General features: G+C 42.9%; 19 protein-coding genes. 10 read left to right on the top strand and 9 right to left on the bottom strand.

The annotated features are described in order from the left end of the window. Positions 1-355 precede the first annotated feature (355 nt). From E8Q33_RS03935 to E8Q33_RS03920, 4 genes are all read right to left on the bottom strand, one after another. Positions 356-1,795, bottom strand: coding sequence for a sensor domain-containing diguanylate cyclase (locus tag E8Q33_RS03935; protein ID WP_069295640.1), 1,440 nt, complete (start codon positions 1,793-1,795; stop codon positions 356-358). Positions 1,796-1,911: 116 nt separating this feature from the next. Next, positions 1,912-4,032: a bifunctional diguanylate cyclase/phosphodiesterase gene (locus tag E8Q33_RS03930; protein WP_136552943.1), complete on the bottom strand. Its 2,121-nt coding sequence runs from the start codon at positions 4,030-4,032 to the stop codon at positions 1,912-1,914. A gap of 150 nt (positions 4,033-4,182) precedes the next feature. After that, positions 4,183-4,602, bottom strand: coding sequence for a DUF4440 domain-containing protein (locus E8Q33_RS03925; RefSeq protein WP_247869910.1), 420 nt, complete (start codon positions 4,600-4,602; stop codon positions 4,183-4,185). A gap of 52 nt (positions 4,603-4,654) precedes the next feature. Continuing rightward, on the bottom strand, positions 4,655-5,182 hold the full coding sequence (locus E8Q33_RS03920; RefSeq protein WP_136552940.1) for a MarR family winged helix-turn-helix transcriptional regulator: 528 nt from the start codon (positions 5,180-5,182) through the stop codon (positions 4,655-4,657). 217 nt (positions 5,183-5,399) lie between these two features. Here E8Q33_RS03920 and E8Q33_RS03915 point away from each other — a divergent pair, with 217 nt between their 5' ends. The 3 genes from E8Q33_RS03915 to E8Q33_RS03905 are packed head-to-tail and all read left to right on the top strand — an operon-like array spanning position 5,400 to position 9,729. Then, the gene (locus E8Q33_RS03915) at positions 5,400-7,244 is read left to right on the top strand and encodes a diguanylate cyclase domain-containing protein (RefSeq protein ID WP_168800138.1); all 1,845 of its coding nucleotides are present in this window, start codon (positions 5,400-5,402) and stop codon (positions 7,242-7,244) included. Positions 7,245-7,276: 32 nt separating this feature from the next. Beyond that, positions 7,277-8,692: a YcjX family protein gene (locus E8Q33_RS03910; protein WP_247869909.1), complete on the top strand. Its 1,416-nt coding sequence runs from the start codon at positions 7,277-7,279 to the stop codon at positions 8,690-8,692. Continuing rightward, positions 8,692-9,729: a TIGR01620 family protein gene (locus E8Q33_RS03905; RefSeq protein ID WP_136552936.1), complete on the top strand. Its 1,038-nt coding sequence runs from the start codon at positions 8,692-8,694 to the stop codon at positions 9,727-9,729. The genes E8Q33_RS03910 and E8Q33_RS03905 overlap by 1 nt, the downstream gene beginning before the upstream one ends. Here E8Q33_RS03905 and E8Q33_RS03900 read toward each other — a convergent pair. Continuing rightward, the gene (locus E8Q33_RS03900) at positions 9,726-12,404 is read right to left on the bottom strand and encodes a PAS domain S-box protein (protein WP_168800137.1); all 2,679 of its coding nucleotides are present in this window, start codon (positions 12,402-12,404) and stop codon (positions 9,726-9,728) included. The two genes, E8Q33_RS03905 and E8Q33_RS03900, sit on opposite strands and share 4 nt — an antisense overlap. A gap of 385 nt (positions 12,405-12,789) precedes the next feature. Here E8Q33_RS03900 and E8Q33_RS03895 point away from each other — a divergent pair, with 385 nt between their 5' ends. The 4 genes from E8Q33_RS03895 to E8Q33_RS03880 all read left to right on the top strand — a co-directional run bounded on the left by E8Q33_RS03895 (position 12,790) and on the right by E8Q33_RS03880 (position 15,584). Further along, positions 12,790-13,167, top strand: a complete 378-nt coding sequence (locus tag E8Q33_RS03895; RefSeq protein WP_069296942.1) for a DUF6627 family protein — start codon at positions 12,790-12,792, stop codon at positions 13,165-13,167. Between the two features lie 12 nt (positions 13,168-13,179). Continuing rightward, positions 13,180-14,178, top strand: coding sequence for a PA2778 family cysteine peptidase (locus tag E8Q33_RS03890; RefSeq protein ID WP_136552932.1), 999 nt, complete (start codon positions 13,180-13,182; stop codon positions 14,176-14,178). A 90-nt stretch (positions 14,179-14,268) separates the two neighbouring features. Further along, positions 14,269-14,763 (top strand): BLUF domain-containing protein, encoded by a 495-nt coding sequence (locus E8Q33_RS03885; protein ID WP_136552931.1) that lies wholly within the window; start codon positions 14,269-14,271, stop codon positions 14,761-14,763. Between the two features lie 50 nt (positions 14,764-14,813). Beyond that, complete coding sequence (locus E8Q33_RS03880) at positions 14,814-15,584, top strand: EAL domain-containing protein (protein ID WP_136552929.1); 771 nt, start codon at positions 14,814-14,816, stop codon at positions 15,582-15,584. A gap of 54 nt (positions 15,585-15,638) precedes the next feature. On the opposite strand, the gene azu is transcribed toward E8Q33_RS03880, so the two are convergent. The 4 genes from azu to E8Q33_RS03860 form a co-directional block, all read right to left on the bottom strand. Then, positions 15,639-16,088, bottom strand: a complete 450-nt coding sequence (gene azu, locus E8Q33_RS03875) for an azurin (protein WP_136552927.1) — start codon at positions 16,086-16,088, stop codon at positions 15,639-15,641. 399 nt (positions 16,089-16,487) lie between these two features. Beyond that, entirely contained in the window at positions 16,488-17,480 is a 993-nt protein-coding gene (locus E8Q33_RS03870) for a hypothetical protein (RefSeq protein WP_136552925.1), read from the bottom strand. A 346-nt stretch (positions 17,481-17,826) separates the two neighbouring features. Further along, positions 17,827-17,898 carry a pyrroloquinoline quinone precursor peptide PqqA gene (pqqA, locus tag E8Q33_RS03865; protein WP_084003089.1) on the bottom strand — a complete coding sequence of 24 codons (72 nt, stop codon included), beginning with the start codon at positions 17,896-17,898 and terminating at the stop codon, positions 17,827-17,829. A 120-nt stretch (positions 17,899-18,018) separates the two neighbouring features. After that, positions 18,019-18,645 carry a hypothetical protein gene (locus tag E8Q33_RS03860; protein ID WP_168800136.1) on the bottom strand — a complete coding sequence of 209 codons (627 nt, stop codon included), beginning with the start codon at positions 18,643-18,645 and terminating at the stop codon, positions 18,019-18,021. 174 nt (positions 18,646-18,819) lie between these two features. Here E8Q33_RS03860 and E8Q33_RS03855 point away from each other — a divergent pair, with 174 nt between their 5' ends. From E8Q33_RS03855 to E8Q33_RS03845, 3 genes are all read left to right on the top strand, one after another. After that, positions 18,820-19,374, top strand: a complete 555-nt coding sequence (locus tag E8Q33_RS03855; protein ID WP_136552923.1) for a sigma-70 family RNA polymerase sigma factor — start codon at positions 18,820-18,822, stop codon at positions 19,372-19,374. A gap of 2 nt (positions 19,375-19,376) precedes the next feature. Next, positions 19,377-20,351, top strand: coding sequence for a FecR family protein (locus E8Q33_RS03850; protein WP_136552921.1), 975 nt, complete (start codon positions 19,377-19,379; stop codon positions 20,349-20,351). A 119-nt stretch (positions 20,352-20,470) separates the two neighbouring features. Continuing rightward, positions 20,471-22,906 carry a TonB-dependent receptor gene (locus E8Q33_RS03845; protein WP_136552919.1) on the top strand — a complete coding sequence of 812 codons (2,436 nt, stop codon included), beginning with the start codon at positions 20,471-20,473 and terminating at the stop codon, positions 22,904-22,906. Positions 22,907-23,091 lie beyond the last annotated feature (185 nt).

Here is a 23,091-nt window from a genome sequence, read left to right as displayed (position 1 = left end):
ACTGCTGGCGGCTATTTTTGTGTCCGACAAGGCGAAAAGCACGCAGTGTAGCCACCCTACATAAGTGATTGACAACGCAGCGGCCGCAAAAATAGCCCCAGCCCTTCGGGTTGTGACTGAAAAAGCGCCACTTATGTCCACGGATGGACTGTATGCCGGCGCGCCAGGGAGGCGCGCGCCGGTCTGCGTTGCTCGTCGCTTATTTAGAATAACTACAAAAACGTCAGGAACGTTTTTGAGCGCAAGCCCCCAATGGGGTGAGATACATGGAGGTATCTCACAAAAGACGCTCCTCGTGCCTTGATTGACGCTTTTTCAGCTCACAACAGAGGCGGAGATGAAAGAAAAACAAGTCCTAGTAAACCGTAATACGATTTCGTCCTTTATTCTTGGATTCATACATAGCGTGATCGCACCGTTCAATCAAATTATCCATGCTTTCACCTAATTGATATTCTGCTACCCCAGCGCTGATAGTCACGCTAATACTCTCATCTTTAATACGGATCTGCAGCTCACTGACTGCCTCACGAATCATCTCTGCGACTCTTGCTGCATGCTGTTGATCACAGTTTTCAAGCAGCAATAAAAACTCTTCACCACCCCAGCGACATAAAACATCCACATCCCGTACTTTTTGTTTAATCAAACGACTGACCGATTTGAGCACTTGATCACCAAACTGATGGCCGTATTTATCATTGACCGATTTAAAATGATCGATGTCGAGTACGATCATCGATAAAGACCAGTCCTTTCTCAGTGCCGTTTTTTGTGCTTTATCAAAGACCCAATCAAACACCTGCCTGCTGGTAGCGCCAGTTAATTTATCTTTGCTGGCCATCAACTCAAGGCGACGTTGATAACCTCGTATCGTAAAATGAGCCAGCATCAACACACAAATACTGATTGCCAGCGAAACACCTACGTTGATCCATAAAGCCGTTTCAATTCTATCCGTCGCGGGATCATTGATTTGTTCAACAATTAAAAACCAGTCGAACTCAGGGACCAGTCGGCTGTTTAGATAGATGGTATTGCCATCTTTAGCCGCATAGCTCACGGAAGCACTTGGATTACTGAGGATCTGCATAAATAACTGATCTAATCCTGCTTTATTCTGCAGATAGATATCATCCTGAAACAGGCTGCTACGCAGTGTGATTTCACCTTGGCGGTCGACAAAGTAAATTTCCCGGCCATAACGTCGTTGATAGTTTTCAATTAATTGAGCAACCATTTCCATCGACAAACCGACACCCGTCACTCCAACCAGCTCACCTTGTTGATTAATCACCCGGTAATTAACAAAAATGCTCATCCGGTTAGGTGCCGCCGTGTCCCAATCGATATTGATATCGTAATCGGTGTTGATTTTGCGGGCCTTGAAAAACCAGCTGTCAGCCGGATCAGTTTCATCAACCTGTTTGATAATGCCTTTGGGATGATAATAATTACGGGTTTTCTCAGAGACAAAAAATGCGGTAATAGTGTTGTATTTACGCTGAATCTGCGCCAAATAATCTGACAATTGTTGGGGATCCTGTTCGCCAGACTCAGCCCAATTAATTAGAAAAGTATCATTGGCCATCAATGACGAAATCAATAATGGCTGCAATAAATCACGCTGGATTTCGGAATAGATGTTGTCACTGGTCAGTGGCAGCATCTGTTTTTGCAATTGTTCACTGGTGGAATCACGAGCGACAAAATAGCCAATCAGGCTGGTAGCCATAAAACCTAGCAAAACCAGCGAGCTGATTGTCAGCGTAAATATCCGTTTACGATTTTGCATCTAAAATTGCTCGTTATATAACAAAACATTTAATCATAGAGAATTTAGCACCAGGATCCTAGCGCATGTTTATCTTCCCTAATCATCAGGATTGATGAACAGTAGCAATTTTTTTGTTAAGTCCCGCGCTTGTCAGTAACCAACTCGGGCGGTTCCATATGCAGAATTGTCGACTGGATAAACTGATGCATATCCTGATATCTTAGCTGCAGAGATTGAAGGTTTTGCAGGCCGTTTTGTTTTCTACCAGCTTGATATAGCTTAATCGTCATCGTCATCAGGTGATGAAAGCTTCTATATTTCTCTTTTAGAATCTGCAGACATTCTTTATCAATTAACTGTAAATTTTCTGTTCTTTCCAACCAGACTCCACAATGCGATTGTTTGAGCGAGATAATTGACCAAACTGCATCGTTCTCATCGGAATCGACAGCAAAACGCCTCTGCAAACTTTCGACACTTAATTCTAAATACAAACAAAAAAGATTTATCTGTGTCCATTTAATATGTTGTTGGTGATAACGATATTTGCGCCAGTCCTGAGGTAAGGAAAATTGCTGATTCCAGGCAAGCAGTTCGTTGACCGGCATCGGTTTGGCAATCACGTATCCCTGTGCAAATTCACAGCCCATGGAAAGTAGTATTTGTCCATGACGAAGCGATTCAACACCTTCAGCAATCACCTCCAAATCAAATGATCGGGCCAATGCAATAACCCCTTCGACGATTTTGCAGTCATCAACATCCACCAGCATATTACGCACAAATGTCTGATCAATTTTTACCGCAGAGACCGGTAAAGTACGGATATGACTCAGAGAAGAATAACCTGTACCAAAATCATCCAAAACCGTTTTAATCTTAAATTCGTTTCTGCAGCGACGCACCACATCGACGATCAAACTCAGATCATCCAAGGCGTGACTTTCCAGAATCTCAAATTGAAAAAACTGTAAATCTACTTCGGGAAAGTCAGCAATGATCTCTCCCAGCCGTTGTAAAAAGCCATTAAAGCCAAGATGGTAGGCCGACAAGTTAATACTGATATGCCAATGGTGATTTTGATTCTGCCATTGCTGTAAGTGCATCAGGGCTTGCCGGATAACCCACTCGCCTAACTGTATCTCCAGCGTGGTGCCATTGATTAAAGGCAGAAACTGCTGAGGATACAACAGGCCCTGTTCAGGATGTTGCCAGCGAATAAGTGCTTCGTATCCTACTACTTCACCAGTACACATACTGATTTTAGGCTGCATGAATAGTTGAAATTCATTGTCAGTCAAACCACGTCTGATCGCATACAACTGGTCAGATTTGTCATCACGCCAACCATCCTTACCTGTTTCATACATACGGAAGGTTTTCTTGCCATCCAGCTTAGCTTTATAAAGTGTCTGATCGGCATGCTCTATCAATGTCTGCATGGAGCCTTGATCAAAGGGATAAACGGTATAGCCAATGGAGGCGCTTATACGGATGTTGTGATCAGCGATTTGATAAGGTCGACTAAGTTCATCGGTTAATCTGTGCAGTAATGCTTCGCAATCCTGCCGATTCTGGATTTCGCCAAGCAGAATGACAAATTCATCACCACCATAGCGCGAGACCGTATCGTCCTGACGCAACATGGATTTAATGCGTTGCGCGACTTCAATTAATAATTCGTCACCGATGTTATGACCCAAATCGTCATTCACTGGTTTGAAGTTATCCAAATCAAGAAAACAAATCGCCAGTAAGCTTTGGGTACGGTTGCTATGGGCGATTGCTTGTTCAAATCGATCCGCCAGCAGATTTCGGTTGGGTAATGCTGTTAATGCATCGTAATGAGCAAGCCGTTCCAATTCAGCCTGATGCTGCTTGAGCATGGTAATGTCAGACACCAAGCCCAAATGAAATAATTCACCAGATTGCGGATCAGTGGTGCGATGAATGGTCAGAACTTCGGCATAAAATGAACCGTCTTTTTTGCGATTCCACACCTCTCCACGCCAAAAGCTATTTTGCGTAAGGCTTTGCCACATTTCACTGTAAAAGGCTTTGCTTTGTTTGCCAGAACTGAGAATATTGGGCCGCTTGCCAATTAGTTCATCCCTGCTATACCCAGTGATTTCACATAAGGTATCGTTTACCTCAACAATGACATTGTCGGCATTGGTGATAATGATGCCTTCATGAACGCGATCAAACAGTAATTCCAATAGCATGTGTCTTTGATGCGTATGTAGGGCGCTCACAGGAAAATTTCCTTATTAAAACCATATTTTTTTCATGGTTTTTAGCACAGCTCTGTTGGGTTACGCAAATTTTCTCTGAACTACGTCAAAAAAAGTATAAAAAAAAAGCCGGTTGAATCAACGCTTTTTTGTTTGGAAATGCAGCTGATGTTATTCAGCCATGTTCCAGATATGCGAAACAACTTCCCAGTCACCGGCATCATTCTGCTGTAAAACAGTCATCAATACACCTTGGAATGTTAACGTTTGACCATCCTCAGCTTCAACATCTGCTGACCAGTTTGCCAATTGGCTGATCTGTCCATCAGATGAATAGGTTGAGATAGTGTCGATTTGATGGTTGTGCAAGCCATTTTCAAAAAAGCCTTGAAACAACGCAGCGATTTCCTGTTGGCCATTTAACACTTTGCCATTACCAGGAGATAAAGTTGCTTGAGATGCATATAGCTCGACTAATGAATCTAAATTGTTGTCGTTAAATGCAGCATTCCATTGTTCATTGGCAGAATTTACAACTTCTTGCACATCATAGTCTGCAGCTGGATTGCTGCATGCGCTGACTGCCAGCACAATAAGACCTAGGGTAAAAAACGTTTTAATACTTTCATTACGAACTCCTTTATTAATTCTTAATGTCGACAGTTTTATTTTCAAAAACATGCCGTTGTTGATAAATTTTTTGCAGTAAAGTCATTAAATGCATTGCTTCTGATTCTGTTAACGCCTGCATCAATTGATTTACTCGTTGATAGTATCCGGGCATAACATCATCCAGTTTGGCCTGACCCAACGAGGTCAAACGAATCTGGATCTGACGACGATCCTGTTTAGCGTGTACACGACTAATCAGTTTTTCGCGTAATAGGCCATCTAATAATCCCGTCATGGTAGCCCGTGATACACCTGCTTTTTCTGCCAAGGCAGAAGGGGTTGAACTCAGATTATCTTCACGCATCAGCAACAGTAAAACCCACCATCGCCCCTGTAACAAATCATATTCAGCCAGATAACTATTTAGACCATACGTTAAATCTGAGCCCACACGTAACAAATTCAAAAATGTGATGACACTTTTGATATCAGTTTGTGGGTAGCGAGCTGCAAATTTCTGCATTATCTCGGCGTTAGGAATATCTTTGACTTGTAACATAGTAGCCAGCTTATAGTTAGCCGCCTTACTATGTCAACTATAATTAATATCGTCATTTTTTTAAATGGTGCTATATTTGAAGCAGAATTTAACAATCCTGTTTACCGAGATATCACTTTTGTTTTTTATTAATAACACACGGATTTTTTTAACTGAAATACCTCAGCAGAGGTTATTACCTCTGGACTCCTCCTGCAGCCAATAAATGGTGAATGTTGTGGTAGAGAAATCCAATTTCAAATTGCGCTGTCCTGTTCATTGCAAATTATGGCTTTACGCCATATTAATAATCACGTTGACTGTGTTGGTTATTTATCAAAACTACCAACAGCAATTAGCGGCCTACTCTTCTCAAGTTAATCAACAGATTGCCCAACGTAATCAATTGCTTGCCTTAATGCAGGCTCAGTTACTTGAATCAAAACTCGAAGCAATTGATCAGACATTAAAGCTAATAAGTTCGCATCCAGATTTTGTAAGTGATCCTGAACCACAAACCTATCTGCTCAGACATTACTCCATCAATAACCCTGAAATGCAGGCTTTATTGCATGTCAACGCGGATGGGCTATTACGTTATCCGCAGCACCTGCGTGGTCCGCTGGATTTGTCTGGTCGTGATTATTTTGTGGTGCATCAGACAACCAGAACTGACAAAGTCTATACATCCAAACCCATGTTGCCAGGGCGTGGTCATGAAGATCCGGTGTTGGTCATCAGTCGTGGGTTATATGATGCAGAAGATAACTTTCAGGGCGTCATCGCAGCAGTTATCGATATCAAAACCTTCTCATTAGCACTCAGCGGGATTAGTGTTAATGCACAATTATTTTCGTCGATCGTGCATGAAGAAGGTGAAATAGTCTTCCGTGTCCCGTACCAGGATTTTGAACCCGGACAGACACTGGACTATGTTACCGAACATATCAAAACAGACAAATTACCTTTAGCCGGGGAAGGTATATACCAACGTTCAAATGGCGATTATTATCAGTTTGCTTATCAAACGCTGCCCAAATGGCGACTGCATGTGTTTGTTGGAGAAAATCGAGCTGTAGTTGATGAATTACTTTCTATCTACAAATTTTCGCATCTGCGTAATAGCACCTTAACCGCTCTTTCGTTAATTATTTTGATAGTGATGACGGCTTGGTTAATTGGCCGCCGCTTGGAAATAAACCAACAACTAATCGAAAGTAAGGTCGCCCTTCAGCAGAGTTATCAGCGTAACCAAGCCATTATCAAAGCCATTCCTGATCTACTGTTTACCATTGATAGAAGTGGCAAAATCGTTGATTTTGAGCAGGGTGAAAGTGTGCCATTGTTGTTGCCTGAGGAAGATTTTATCAACAAGCACGTCAGCCACACATTACCTGACTTTCTTGCTCGGCGGACTTTGCAGGCACTTCACAAGACCCTGGATGAAGGTGAAAGCGATTACTACGAATACGAACTAAACCTGGTTGGGAATCAGCATTATTTCATGGCCAGAACGTCTCCCATCAACCAAAACCGAATGTTAGTAGTAGTTATTGATATTACCGAGCGTAAAAAATCAGAAATTGCTTTGCAGTGGCAAGCCACACATGACAGCCTGACGAAATTGCCTAACCGGGTATTATTTTATGATCGGCTGAATCAGGCTATTGCAGAATCAGCTAGATACAAACAACCGTTTTGTCTGCTTTATATTGATCTGAACGATTTCAAAGCCGTCAATGATACTTATGGTCATTTAAACGGTGACATGTTGTTGATACTAGTCGCTGAACGTATTCGTGACACTATCCGTGAATCAGATACGGCTGCCCGTCTAGCAGGCGATGAATTTGCCATCATTATTAATCACAGCGATTATGAAGAAGCCCAGCAAGTAACCGAGAAACTGCGTCAGCAATTAGCTTTGGAATATGAACTTAATGAAGGTGTCATATTGAGTATCAGTGCCAGCATTGGCATTGCGTGTTACCCGCACGATGGTAAAAATGCCGATGAACTGATTTCTTATGCAGATGACACGATGTATAACGATAAACGTTCAACGACTGCAGAATCTTCATGAGCGAGACACATTACTAGAGCTAGGGTAAGCTGATGGCTATGAATTCACAGATTGAACAACTCGGCCGCCGTCTAAATAAAACGCTTGAAGATATTGATCAACAAGCCAGTAAATGGGTTGCCCGCAGCCTTGATAAACATTTAAGTGTTGGCATTACCGGTTTCAGTGGGAGTGGTAAATCAACCTTCATCACCAGTCTGATTCATCAACTTAAATATTCCAACCATGCCCATTTGGGCGGTTTTCTCCCTGCCCGTGATGAACGTTTGCTTGGTGTCAAAATACAGTCCTTGGATGATTTACCGTTGTTTGAATACCAACAGGGCATTCAGGCCTTAGCTGATGATCCGCCGCAATGGCCTCCATCAACAACACATATTAGTGGTTGCCGCTTAGTCATTGAATACAAGAAAAAAAACATGTTGCCAACATTCACTGGCGAAACCCGTCGCTTTACATTAGAGCTGCGTGATTATCCCGGAGAATGGTTATTGGATCTCGCCATGCTGCAACAGGATTACCGGCAATGGAGTATCGACACCGCAGCACTCTGCTCCAAAGGCATTCGCCAGGAACTGGCTGAAGATCTGCTAGAGAATTTGAATGCGTTGGATCCTCTGGCAGTCTTTGATGAACAGCAGATTGAAGCATTGTATGTTCGTTATCGAAATTTTCTGCAGACCTGTAAAACCGCTGGACTGACGTTTATCCAACCTGGAAGGGCTCTGTTACCTGACAGTGAAGACTTTCAAGTGTTTATTCCTTTATTCAATCTGCAAACGCTATCAGAACATCAATTAAACAAAGCCTCTGATGATTCTTTATATAAAGTCATGCAGCAACGTTATAAATCCTATCTAAAAGAATTTGTTCAGCCTTTTTATAAAACCTTTTTCCGTGGCATAGATCGCCAGGTTGTTTTAATTGACGTGTTAAAAGCACTCAGTGGCGGCAAGGAAAAGTTTGATGATATGGTGATTGCATTCAGTCGAATCATTGACAGCTATCACGTAGGAAATAATGCATTCCTGAATCGACTATTCAGTCCACAGGTAGAAAAGATCCTGTTTCTGGCTTCTAAGCCTGACCGAATCTTAATGAATCAACATGAAGCCCTTCGTCGCTTATGTGATGAAATCATCAGTCATATCTGCCCGCAATCAGTAAGATATCGAATTGAGATTGAAACCGAAATTGCTGCAGCTGTGCGCAGCACACACGACCACAATGATCATCTGACAGCCAGATTATTAGACGGGCAGTTTGGCGAGTTACGCCACCCACCCATTCCTGATCAACTCCCAGACTCAGTTCAATGGCAGCAACTATCTCAATGGAAACCGCCAGTGCTTCGAGCACCAGTAAATCCCGATTTACTGATTGGCGGACGGCTGGCACATATCCGCATGGATAAAGTCTTACGAGATCTGATTGGAGATAAATTTTAATGAGTTCCAATGACGATTTTTTTAAATCGAAACCGACGCAAACCAGTGAACCAGCAACACATAAAACTGAAACCTTTTTCAAAGCCGTCGCTGAAACAAACGAAGTCATTGTTCCTGACTCCATTGAGGCCGATCCGTTAACGGATTTTGATGACGGCTTGCTGATTCCCCCTCGCCGCAACCGAGGTTTGAAGTGGTTAATCGCCACCTTGTTTGTTGTATTATTGATTATGCTGGCGTGGGATATTGCTGATTTTGCTCAAATGCTCTGGCAACAAAGTCGTGTGATGGGAATGGCATTTAGTGCTTTTGCTTTGTTGCTGGCCGGATTAGTAATGCAGCAACTGCTGGTGTTTCGTCGTAATCAAAAACAACTCAAACAGGCGGATTTGATCCGTGAAGAGGCCGGGCGTTTAGTGCATGAACAGCATATTGGCCATGCCAAAAAATGGCTACATTCTCTAGAACAATTCTATGAGGATCAACCTCAAGCCGAGTTGTTAACCCCGTGCATCCAACGGCTACCCGATTATTTAAATGACGGTGAAGTCGTTAGTCGTATTAGCGAAGACTTTTACAAGCAACTCGACAAACAGGCGATTAATGTCATCGAACGCACCAGCATCAGCAGTGCTGCAATGATTGCCGTCAGTCAGTTGGCGGTGGTGGATTCGCTGCTGGTAGTCTGGAAAACACTGAAAATGATTAATCAGATCAATATGATTTATGGCGTGAGATTAAATCGATTGGCGCAATGGCGGTTGAACTTGCGTGTTGCCAAAATTGCCCTGGGCAGTTATGCCAGTCAGGCAGGTATCAGCTTCTTTTCTGAACAGGTCGGTATTGGCTTGGGAGGAAAAATTCTCGGTAGCGTTGCCCAAGGATTTGGTGTCGGTTTGTATCAGGCCAGAATTGGTATCAGCGCCATGCAGCAAATCCGCCCGGTAGCATTTAACCCGGATGAAAAACCAAAAATCAATATGTTTGCTAACCTGCTAAGACGTAATTTAACCAAATTAACAGCAGACAACGATTAAGCTTTGGTTTTTTTCTGCGCTTTCGGTTCAACCTTGATGTGATTAGAACCAAAGATATGCACACCATTACGTCCGGCAGATTTGACTTCATACAAGGCAAGATCAGCTTTTTTGGTTAGTTCGCTGACGGTCTCAGTTTCCAAATCACCTGAGAAAATCGCTACCCCGATACTCAAGGTAATACGGAAATCATGGGTATGCACATGCAGCGGTTGTGACACGGTTTCCAGAATATGTTCAGCAACGCCTTTGGCATCTTCAGGTTTTTTGATTTCGGTCAGCAGAATCACAAACTCATCACCACCAACTCGGCTCAACGTATCGGTCTGCCGTAAACAATGCGTCATCCTGTCGGCTACCGCTTTAAGGATTTCATCCCCCACATCATGGCCATGTGTATCGTTGATTTGTTTGAAATGATCAACATCCACAAACATCAATGCTATCGGGTAGCCAACTCGTTTAGCATGCGCCAATGTATGGCCGATACGTTCATCAAACAGGCGACGATTCGGCAGGCCTGTCAAAGTGTCGTGATAAGCCATTTGGCGGATGCGATCTGATTCAGACTTACGAGCAGTCACATCTTCAATTTGTGAGATAAAGTGAATAACCTCACCTTTTTCATTACGCACCAGTGAAACGCTCAACAAAACAAAAATAATGTCGCCGGTCTTATGAAAATAGCGTTTTTCCATCTGATAATGCTCAAGATCACCATTGAGCAATTTCTGTACGTATTCTAAATCCAGATCCAAATCATCAGGGTGTGTGACATCCACAAAGGTTTTGCCCATCAACTCTTCTTCACTGTAGCCAAGCATTCGACACAGTGCACCATTCACTTCTAACCAACGGCCGTCCAATCCGACAATAGCCATTCCTATTGCTGCAGTATCAAATGCATTACGAAACCGCTCTTCACTTTGTTGCAAAGCCAATTCCGCCTGTTTACGCCAAGATATATCTGTCTTGGTTCCAATCACTCGAATCGCATTATTATCAGCATCTCGCTCTCCCACCGTGGCGCTACCAAGCATCCACTTCCAGCTACCATCCTTAGAGAGGATACGATGCTCGTTACGGTATTCGGGTTTTTCACCACTAAGCATACGATTAATATCGGCTGTAACCCTTTCGATATCCTGTGGATGAATCAGTTTGAGCAAATTTTCCATTTTGCCAACGATATCGCCCGGCAAGTAACCCAATGTTGAAAGTAATTGCTCTGAAAATACCACCACATTGTTCGGTACATTCCAGTCCCATACACCCGCACCGCTGCCTTCCAGGGCATGCTTCCAGCGCTGCTCAGTCTCCAGAATAGTTTTCTGATGCAACCAGTCTTCAGTAATGTCATAACTGACACCCACTAAAGAAACGCTCTGCCCTGTCTCGTTAAAGTACACCTCAGCAGAAGTATGTAACATCCGAGTTTCGTTGCCATGATGAATTCTGAAACGAATCTCCATGGTTTTATGTTGCTGCATGGCTTGTTCAACAGCGACGCGAAATGCCAGCAAATCCGCTTCATAGATCAGTTTTTCAAATTCGCTATATTCCAGTTGTTCAGTGCCAGACTTCAAGCCAAAAACATTGCTTGCCATTTTATCCAGCAGAATCATGTTGCTTTCAACTTCCCATTCCCAAATAGCAATCTCAGCCGCTTCAGTGGCTAAGGCCAGTCGGCGAGCATTCTGCCGATATGATTTGGTCATTTGCGCGGCGATTCGAAGAGCATTTGCCCGACTATTGGCAATGGCTGCAATCACTAAAGCAAATAATAATGAAATAACACTGCCAATCAGCCAGATTAAAGCTGGGTTACTGCGTGATACATTTTCAGCAAACTGACGATCTGGCTGACCGACAAAAGACCAGGTACGTCCGCCGATGTCATAGCTTTTTTGTAAACTGAAATTTACTTTGGAAGGGGTACCGCTTTGAGAGAACAACAAACCTTCTGACTGTTCGTCAGCATCGTCGTAAATTTTTAACAATCCAACATTGGTATGAGTGGCCAACACATCCTTTAAAACATCATCAATACGGAATACTGCATATACCCAACCAGAGTTAACCGTTCGCAACTCTACTGGTAAATTGGATTCGCTAGGATCAATGAATACCGGCAAATACATTAACAAACCATTTACAGGTGATGCCGAGCCATCCTGTTTTAATAAAACCTTTTCAGTAAGTGTTGCTGCACCACTCACAATGGCACGATCCATTGCTACTTTGCGTGACGAATCTGAATACATATCAAAGCCTAGGGCTCGAATGTTTTTGCTGGTCATGGGTTCGATATAAAGGTTGGCAGAATACTGTTCGCGCTCACCTTCCGGGAAAATATTGTAATCCGTCAATCCCAATTGTTTTACAGCATTGATATGGGCTTGTTTATCTTCTGGAGCTATAGCGGCAACATAACCAAGCCCCTGAATGCCATGATAATTTTCTTCAAGTTTTAAGCTTTGATAAAAATTGGCAAAATCTTCGCGAGATAAATCTGGAGCGACATAAAATAAACCCTGAGTCGCACGTAACATTTCACCATAAGCATTAACTTTACCGACAACGGCATCAGCAGCTTGGTTAAACATTATTGTATAAGCAGATTCGAGCCGGAAATATTCTGTCTCGGCAATTTTCCCTGCAACGAAAAATGTCACTACCAACCCTGACACTAAAGCGACTAACGACGTGACTAATGTAAAAGGCCTGAGGAATAAACTTTGATTAGTGCGAATAATCAGCTCCATTTAAAGCAAATAAATTAAAAAATATGTAGCTCACTATTCTAGTGATTAGCAACGAATTCGAACTAATGATTAACCAAAAACAGTCAAAATATTTATTCAATTCTGCCATCAAGTAACAGATAAGGGAACTCTACTGAAACGGATTTAAATAGCGAAGGTATTTCATCACAATTACAGCCAAATCTGGGAGTTCTTCATAGCTAAATCATGAATACGTTATAGTGCAGTTATGATTCTCATGATAAGCTCAATCTCAGGTCTATTTTGGCCTCTTGCTAAACCAACGGAGGGATGTATGAAACAAAAATTATTCGCCTGGATTGCTTTATTGGGCTTTTTTGGTAGCGTCACCTTACCCGCACAAGCGGCTATGATTAGCACGCCGGATGTCATTCAATCACAACAATCTCAATACGATCGTGAACAGCTGTTTTCAATGCTGGATCGGGATGATGTCCAAGAAAAATTAGTCTCCATGGGTGTTGCGCCAGAATTAGTACAAGAACGTATCAACAGCATGACTGATTTTGAAATTGCTCAGTTAAACCAACAAATTAATGACATGCCTGCTGGCGGTATTCTTGGTGTAATTGTGCTGATATTTGTCGTGTTTGTTATTACCGATGCTATCGGTGCAACTGATATCTTCCCATTTGTTAGACCGGTTAGATAATTTCTTTCAATTATGCAAAAACGTAATAGCTCAACTCACACCCAGCTACGGCTGGGTGTTTTATTACTACTAGGCTTTTTACTTACGGCTTGTAGTCATACTCCTCAAACCAACCAACTCAATCAAACAGCCTTTGAACCTCGGCAGGCTGAGCTGGAAGATGTGCCCTTTTACCCCCAAACCCAATATCAATGCGGACCGGCCGCATTAGCCACTGTTATGCAATATCGCGGCATAGACATTTTGCCCGAAGCATTAACTGATCAGGTTTATATTCCGGAAAGACAAGGCAGCTTACAAATAGAAATGGTTGCAGCAACTCGTAAACAAGGGTTGATGGCCTATCCGTTAGCACCGGATATGGAAGCGTTACTGACTGAAGTTGCTGCCGGAAATCCGGTATTAGTCATGCAGAATTTGGGATTTAACTGGAAACCTTTTTGGCATTACGCTGTGGTGGTGGGGTTTGATATTGATACACAACAGTTGATTTTACGCTCCGGTGAGACCGAACGCTGGCAAACTACTTTAAAAACCTTCGAGCGTACCTGGGCCCGCAGTGAGCATTGGGCGTTAGTGATTGTTCAACCTGAAAACGTTCCCCCCACTGCTCAACTTGCAGCCTGGTTACAGACAGCCTATGACGCTGAAAAAACTGGTCAATACGTAACTGCTGAAACAGCTTATAAAGCGGCAATGGAGCACTGGCCTGACCACAAACAACCTGGCCTTGCATTGGCGAACATGTATTACCAACAAGAAAACTTTATCCAATCGGATGACGTATTTGCCGAATTAACCGACAAATTTCCATTGGAAGCATCACTTAGAAATAACCGCGCTTACACCTTAAAAGCAATCGGTTGTCATCAAACCGCTTTGGCCTCTGCTGCGTGTGCAAAAAAACTGGCACCTGAAGATCAAAACATTCTTTCCACATTTGAAGAAATGCTCACTTTAGAACCAATCACTCATGAAAGCTGCCCAACAATTAATTGTGCAGATAAATGACCCAGCTAAAAAGACTCATAATCAAACCTAATTAGATGCATGATTAAGCTTGTCGGCTGGTGTTCTGTGGCATAGACTAAACTGAAATATATGGCAAAAGGATTTGCATCAAATTGTATGAGATGGTTATCTGGATGCTTTGTTTTGACTAGAAGTTTATTGAGAATTTTATATAGCAGTAAGACTCATGATCGCTTGCCAGAAAACGATTTAACTAAACTGCTCTCACAAAGCCGGAAGAATAATCAACTCGTTAACGTAAACGGTATTCTTTGTTACAGCCATACTGATTTTATTCAGGTGCTTGAAGGACCAGAAAATGTTGTTCTCAGCCTCTACCAAAAAATCCTCACTGATGAACGGCATCATGAATGTAAACTGCTAAATATTTGCCTCAGCAATAAATACATTTTTAATAACTGGTCAATGGGTTACATTGATATCAGTCCTGGCGATATGCAAACCTTACGTCAAGAGCTACCTGAAAAGTTATCCAACGATAATGCCGATAAATTTGCGTATCAGCTTAAAACCTATCTGAATAAACAATCCCGGAAAAAACCTGAAAATATTATTTTCATTTAATAAAAATAACGTTAACGTCGATATAAAAGTACAGAAAGAGAGAATTAAAAATGACCAATCAAATGCCAGATTTCAAACCTTTAGGCTGTGATAAATGTTTAGAAGGTGGTGGACTGGATTTCAGTTTCTCAATGGCTTTTCAGCCCATTGTCGATGTTGAAGAAAAACACATTTTTGGTTATGAAGCCCTGGTCCGTGGGGTAAACAACGAACCCGCTTATACCATTTTGGAAAGACTGAACGACAGCAATCGTTATTCGTTTGATCAGACGATTCGCGTTAAGGCGATTCAACTGGCAAAACAACTTGATTTGCAAGGTATGCTCAGCATCAACTTTTTCCCAAATGCGGTATATCGACCCGAGACCTGCATTAGAGCTACGCTAGAAGCTGCCGCAGTGATGAATTTTCCCACCGAGAATTTAATGTTTGAAGTGACCGAAGTGGAAAAAGTGAATGATAACAATCATCTGAAAAACATTTTCGATGAATACAAACGGCACAATTTCACTACAGCGATTGATGATTTTGGTTCCGGTTATGCAGGTTTGAACCTGCTCGCAGATTGGCAGCCAGATATTATCAAGCTCGATATGGCACTAATCCGTAATATCAGTACTGATAAAGTCAGACAATCGATTGTCCGCTCAATCATCATGACCTGTAAGGATTTAGAGATAAGAGTTATTGCTGAAGGTGTTGAAACGATAGAAGAGTTTGAATTTATTCGTGCTCAAGGCGTTGCATTATTTCAGGGTTACTATTTTGCCAAGCCAGCTTTTGAAGCGTTGCCGGAAGTGGATCCTGCACTTTATAAGTGATAGAAATAAAAAAACCCTCTCACCAATAACTTGTTGGTAAGAGGGTTTGAAGATTTATTTAACTTCAAAACTGCCTTTCATGATTCCGCTATGACCTGGGAATGAACAGAAAAAAGTCAGTTTTTCACCAGCAAGACCAGCGGTAGAAAATTCCACTTCAGTCGTTTCACCACCGCCAATCACTTCGGTGGCAGCAATGATGCGATCATCACCTTGTGGCAAATAATTATTATCTAAGCCTGCAGCAGCACCTTCTTTAACAATGGCCTGCATGTCATCTCTTTTGGTCAACACCCAGTTATGTCCCATCATATCTCTGGCCATTGAACCTGTGTGTTTAAGCACGACTTTCACTGTTTCGCAGCTGGCTGGAGCCGTCATCTTTTTTTCACTGAAATTCATTTGATCAGTGCTTTCAATGGTTAACTCACATTCATCGGCAAACGCAGTAAAAGGTACTAAAGCAAACACTGCAGCCGCGGCTAATAAACGATTTTTCTTCATCTTGATTCTCTCCCAATTGTTCCGGCAACATTGCCTTCTTCACAAGACAAACGCAGTCACGTAATTCACTTGAAATAAGTGGATTGCGTTTGCGTTCATGCATGATTCATCATTAAAGCTTTTCCATCTCACCTGGTTTCAAAACTGCCAACCAATCGCAAACGAATAACATGTCACTTTGAGCAGTTTGTTTGTTTTAACTGACCAGTTTAGATAGAACTTTCAAATTTAATAATAACCATTCTCATTATAGAGAGACGATTTTGACAGTCACAATAGTGCAACATTGATTGAGGAAATCTTCCTGTAGTGATTAAAGACATACAGGTAAATCAAGCAATTTGGCGAGTGACCCTCTATTTAAAATATCGTTGGAACCGATAGTATCTGTTAAAGCAACTAGTCCGCTTTAACCTGGATGTCAAAGAAGCTTTCTAATGCGTTCGGTGACATCATGATTGACATCAATGCCAGCATGATTCCGGTGCCTTGTGGATTTTTTGAATTGATATCCAAAGCTACCTGAGGCGAATCGCTATCGATAAAACGAGTGCTGGCATCGGTTAATTGGTTTTTCAAGTTAGCTGATATGGCTGGCATTGCTGAAAATTGTTGCAGCAATTGCTGTTTTAACTGTTCTTTGAAAACAGCTGGAGTGACGCCGGCTTTTTTGGCACCGTCTTCAATTAAAGGCTGCCACGCACCAAGATCTTCAAAATCAACCGTGGCTTTAATCAAACCAGTTTGCATCCACTCAGCTGAGGCAGTCGTCATATCTGCATCGTCTCTGAGACGCTGCATCTGACTTTCCAAATCAGGAACCTGGCTGAAATCAGTGTGCAGATTCATCGAAAATAATTCCGCAGCTGCTCTTTTTGTCAGCTCAGGATTGTAAAACTTATTCTGTAAATTCAAGCTCAATTGACGTTCTGCAGGTTTGTATCGATAAGCCAATTGTTGATCATGACCAATTTTGTCGTTGTTGATGCCTAAACTTTTTAAGGTATCGGCCAGCGATTGTTCTTGCTCAGCTGTTCCATCGCCACCGGTAACGGTAAATAACGCATCTTTGGTCGAGATATTCATTGCATAAATGAAATCCTGACGTTCATTCAATTCAATTTCACTCAGCGTTAATAAGCCGATTTGATGTTGACGACCAGAATCATCGGTAACCAACACATCTTTAACCGAAATGTTTTTGTTATAGGGATTGGCTTCAACCTCTCCGACTTCAACCAGTCCACCATTTTCATTGATTTTGGAGACCAATTCATCGACTAATTCCTGTGCCGCTTGATTTGCCTGATTATTAGCAACAGCATGGGCTCCGCCGAGTCCAATCAACAGAATTGCGATTGGGATATAGATGATTTTCTTTACTTTAAACACTGTTGTCTCCAACAAGAAATGAATTAAAAACCGAATCGCAGTATGCCTGTATGACCATTAACAAACCAGTTTAGTTTGGTTTTTATCAAGCAAATACAAAGTCATGATCTTGCAGTTATTCAATAAAATGCCATGGATCTCATAAAATTTTCGACCATAAAAAAACCGGTCTATGACCGGCATTTTTATTTGAACAAATCTGACTGGGGTATCAACAAACCTATTAGCGAATGTTCATCTGCAATGTGAAAATCATTAAGCACTGCAAATCGGGCAAGTGCATTTCATCGGATGCCACAACCAGCCCATTATGTGTTTGTCGGTAACGTTAAGTGACGTCATGATGTTATCGATTACAGATATACATAGTCACTTCAAAGCCAAAACGCATATCGTTATATTCTGGTTTAGTCCACATGGCGAACTCCTTGGTTAACTTGGTTGAAATATGTCCTACGATTCAAATATTACTCATTCAACCAATACCGCAATACAGCGTTTTACCCGAACTACCTGAGAAAATTCCTTAAGCAAACCATCACGCTTTATTACAGATTTTCTCCACCCCATGTTTACCATCATGCATACCACGATAAACCAGCCGGCACAGTTGATTATCTTGTTCAATTTTGATGCTTTCACCAACGTTTAAACGTTTTGTTTGATCGTTGATGGTAAAGATAATGCTGCGACTGGTTGCATAATAATCTCTCAATGCCAGCACACCCAGATCGGGATAATAAATAGTTTGATACTCAGGCAAAGCTATCGTCGGAATCAAATCCCCGCCTTTTTTATTCAACAGCTCTTGACGAAGCACTTCACGGTCATATGCAACTGTTTCGAGTTTACTGGTCAATGTTTGATTGGCTTGCATCGCCTGATTCAGATTCTGACTAAGCTGACTGATAACGGTTTGAGCTTCTGCATTACCCACCGTTAGAGCAGATAACTGCTGAATAGAATTTTCCAAAGCACCAAACTGCGTCTGCTGAATATCGATAACCTCCTGAACACTCATATCGAATAAATCAGGAAACATCAGCGCCATGCCCGACTCATAAGCATTTTCAGCAGGTACAGACACCATAAAACCAATTCCGGCGGCCACCAGCGGTTTCTTGATAAAGTTTTTAACAGGGAGCGTAAACCGAGATAAATCCATTTTCATCTGCCCTACCCCCATCTGAATTTATGATGACGAATTTATAGCACATTAACTTGATGCTCAAAACAGGCGTTAGTAAAACGCTCCATTACCATGCTCACTTGCCAGGATTAACTTCAACCACTAGAATGCGATTAATTCTCATTAGCAAATTACATTCAGGAGTCTTTCGTGAGCAGTGCCCAATCTGTCAGTAACTTTAATGTGCAGGTGCTGTATAGCGAACATCATAATTGGCTGAAATCCTGGTTATACCAAAGGTTAGGTAATAGTGCTGAAGCCGCTGATTTGACTCAAGATACCTTTCTCCGTCTGCTTGGTTTGCGTTCCTCACGTCACTTTTCAAGCAGCGACCATGCCCGCAGTTATTTGTGTGCTACCGCCAAAAACCTTTGTATTGATCATTGGCGTCGAAAGGAAATTGAAAAAGCCTGGCACGACACCCTTTCCAGTTACCCAGAAGAAACAGCACCCTCCGCTGAAAAACAGGCATCAGTGCTGGAAGCTTTGGAAGAAATCAATCTGATGTTGAGCGAGTTACCAGCCAAAGTCGCTAAAGCCTTTCTGTTAGCGGTGGTCTGTCAGATGACCGATGCCGAAACCGCAATTCAATTAGGTGTATCAGATCGCATGGTGCGTAAATATGTTGCCAAGGCCATGTTGGCCTGCCTTAAATTGCAGGCATCGCATACCACCCGTGAGCTTATTTCCGAGCCAGAAATGTAACTATGGCTGAGCCATCTCATCAAGCACTCGAACAAGCTGCCGAATGGTTTGCTCTGCTTCGCGATGGACAAGCCAGTAACGAACACAAAATAGCTTGGCATCAATGGCTGGACGCCAAGCCTGAAAATAAAAAGGCCTGGCAATACGTTGAAAAAATCAGCCACAGTTTTGAAACCTTGCAACAAACACCTGATCCACAAACCACGGCGGATAATCTATTCAGTGCCAATCAACGACTCCGCCAACGACGTCGTGTTCTTAGCGGCATACTCAGTATTGGCGCGATAGGTTTAGTCGGTCAGCTTAGCTGGAATAAAAAATGGCTTCCCGAAAGCATCATGGCATTTTCCGCTGACTATCACACTGGGGTTGGTCAACAATCAAATATCACGCTGGCCGATGGCAGCCAAATCTGGTTAAACACGGCTACCGCCATCAATGTTGATTACACAACTCAGCACAGACGTATTCAGTTACTGCATGGCGAAATCTATATTGAAACGGCGAAAGATCTCCGCCGTTCATTTGTGGTGGATACCTCACACGGAAGATTAACCGCTCTGGGTACCCAGTTTAATGTCATCAGCCAGCAAGAGAATATCGAACTTGCCGTCTATGAAGGCGCGGTATCTGTTCAAACCAATAGCGCTCAGCAGGCAGAACTTAGTGCTGGCGAAACAACCCGTTTTAATACCAATCAGATAATGCCAAAACAACGCGCCATAACAGCCCGCCAAGCTTGGCGACAAGGACTGTTAGTGGCAGAAGATATGACGCTTGAAGATCTGATTGCCGAACTAAACCGCTATCAATACGGCTACATCAATATCTCTGATGATGTTGCTCAACTGAAAGTCTATGGCAGTTTCCCACTCAGCGATACCAACCGTGCTTTGGCTATGCTGACCACAGTTTTGCCGATACAGGTTCGTCAGGTTTTTCCGGGGTGGATTAAGGTAGAGTCACTTCGCAATTAAATAATCAATTTAATCAGTACGTTGTGATTATTTCAGTTTTTTATACAAATAATGGTTCCGGGTTTCACACCCTCATCCGTTTATATCGGTATCAACATTAAACGAGATGAGGTAACACAATGGTAAAGCACCGTCCCAAGCAACCAGGTAAAAATCGGTTTAAGCCGCTGGCGCTTTCTATACATATTATTGCTGCTTCCAGCATGGGTGCACTGGCGTGGCTGCCTGCAGCACAGGCAGAAACAAATCAGTCTGTGGCTCAAGCCACACAACAGTTTAATATCCCTTCCGGATCGCTAAGTCAGGTTCTGGCCCGCTTATCTGCCCAAGCCGGAATATATCTGGTTGGTGCTTCGGAATTAGCCAGTGGCAAGAACAGTGCTGGTTTGCAGGGCAGCTATACCGTTGAAAATGCACTTAGCCAGATCCTAAATGGAACCGGTCTGGTGGCCGTCGCTCAGGGTGACAATAGTTACGCTTTGCATGAACAAGCCAATCAGGATGATGGACAAAGTGTCACCTTATCGACTCTGCAAGTTCAAGGTCTGGGGATGGATGGCTCTGCCGCCAATGCGTATCGTGTTGGCGATGCGTTTGCTGGTGCTCTGGGAAATATGTCCAAGCAGAATACGCCGTTTACCATTGAAACCTACTCTGAAGATTACATGGCCAATTTACAGGCACGCTCACTAGGTGAGTTAACCAAATTTGATGCGGCAATCAGTCTATCGGGCAATAATCTGCTCACAGAAAATAATGCTTTTTCGATTCGTGGCATCAGTACGGACTTTGATACCGGACAGAAACTCGACGGTATGAATTTTCGCAGCCGTGCCAAAGATCTTCCTCTTGAACATCTTGAGCGGGTTGAGATTCTAAAAGGCGCAGGTGGTTTCCTTTATGGTTTCGCGGCTCCCGGCGGCATCATCAATTACGTACTCAAACGACCAACAGATGAATTCAAAGCCAGCGTTTCCACACAATTAATGGACAGTGGTCTGTTGATGGTACACGGAGATGTCGGTGGTCGCGTAGGTCCAGAGCAAGTGTTTGGTTACCGGGTTAATGTGGTCAGTGAGGCCGGTGACACCTATGTCGATGACGGTGAGGCTTACCGTAAATCAGCTTCAGTTGCACTCGACTTGCGTATCACACCGGATCTGACCTGGCAGGTCGATGCACTGGTGTCTGAGCGTAAAAGCTATGGTGGCTATTTTTCTATTTCTCCTAACTCTGATGGTTCATTCACTGATCGCACAGTAAGCAATATCGTCAGTCCAATTGACGGTGATAAAAGTCTTGCTCCGGATTGGACGCGTTATGAATCAGAACACATTACCACCGGCAGTGATTTAATCTGGCAGGTTAACGATAACTGGAACAACAAACTCTCTTACCGTTATTCCACCAGCTACCGTAATCCGCTGATGCCCATTTTGTACGTTGATGGCGATGGCAACTACTCCGCTACGCTGTTCAACTACAACAATCTGTTCAAAAGCTATCAGACACAGAATGTGTTGAGTGGTGTCATCGAAACGGGTCCCGTCACGCACAACATGGCATTCGGTTTGTCACATACCCGTACCATCTCATCAAATAGTACCGGTATCGGCACGATGTCGATTCCACTCGGCTCAGGTAATTTATCTTCACCTGTCGACTTCGATCGACCAGTCGGTCATCTTGATAAAAGTGATGCCAGCTTTAATGAATATTCCAGAATCACCCGTAAAGAAGCGTTTATCTCCGATACGCTTAATGTCGGCGACAGCTGGGATTTCATTATCGGAGCCCGTTATGGCAGTCTTGAGGATGACTATGGTAATTACAAAGAGAGCGAAATCACCCCGTCCTTCGCAGCCATCTATCGGCCACTGGAATGGATGTCCATCTACGCCAGTTATGTAGAAGCCTTTGAGCAAGGAGCCACGGCACCCAATACCGCTATCAATGCTGGCGAGGTCTTTGAACCGCTAGTCAGCAAACAATACGAGACAGGTATCAAGCTTGATTATCAAAACTGGTCAGCCAATATGGCTGTATTCCAGCTGCAAAAAGGCCTTACCTACACAGACGGAAATGATGTGTTCAGCCAGGATGGTGAAGCCCGTTACGAAGGAATTGAGCTTTCAACCCGAGGCAAAATCACTGAGCAATGGCTGGTCGGTGCCAGTGCAATGTGGCTCGATGCGACTAACAGAAAAACCACCAATCCAAGTTTGGAAGGTGAACCGATTCAAGGTGTCGCTGATAAACAATTCCGTTTGTACAGTGAGTATCACGTGCCAAATACCCAGTTGACCTTCACTGGCGGCGCACAATACACCAGTAGTGTTCCATTGGACATAGCCAACCAATGGCATGTCGGCTCGGTAACATTATTTGATTTGGGGGCACGCTATGAAATTGACTTCAACAAACAGCTACTGACATTGCGGTTAAATGTTGAAAACCTGACAGATAAAGCCTATTGGTTAACCTCTGCAGGCAGCTCAAGCATTGCCCAAGGTGCGCCACGCACTATCAAACTGGGTGCACAGCTCGACTTTTAATATCCTAAACAACCCGGCAGTGATAACTGCCGGGATTTCTGCATACTATATAAGTAGGAACGCACGCTAAATCAGATTTTTGAGGGTCAAATCTAGATCAATAAACACTAAAGCTAGATTTTCCGTCCTCATGTTCTCCATTCGGTTCTAGTGTTAGATAATGTTTTATCACAACATTAAACCTG

The sequence above is a fragment of the Methylophaga sp. SB9B genome (assembly GCF_004832235.1).
Taxonomy (GTDB): domain Bacteria; phylum Pseudomonadota; class Gammaproteobacteria; order Nitrosococcales; family Methylophagaceae; genus Methylophaga; species Methylophaga muralis.
Note: the sequence above shows the minus strand (reverse complement) of the source record. Positions and strands in the feature narration are given on the sequence as shown.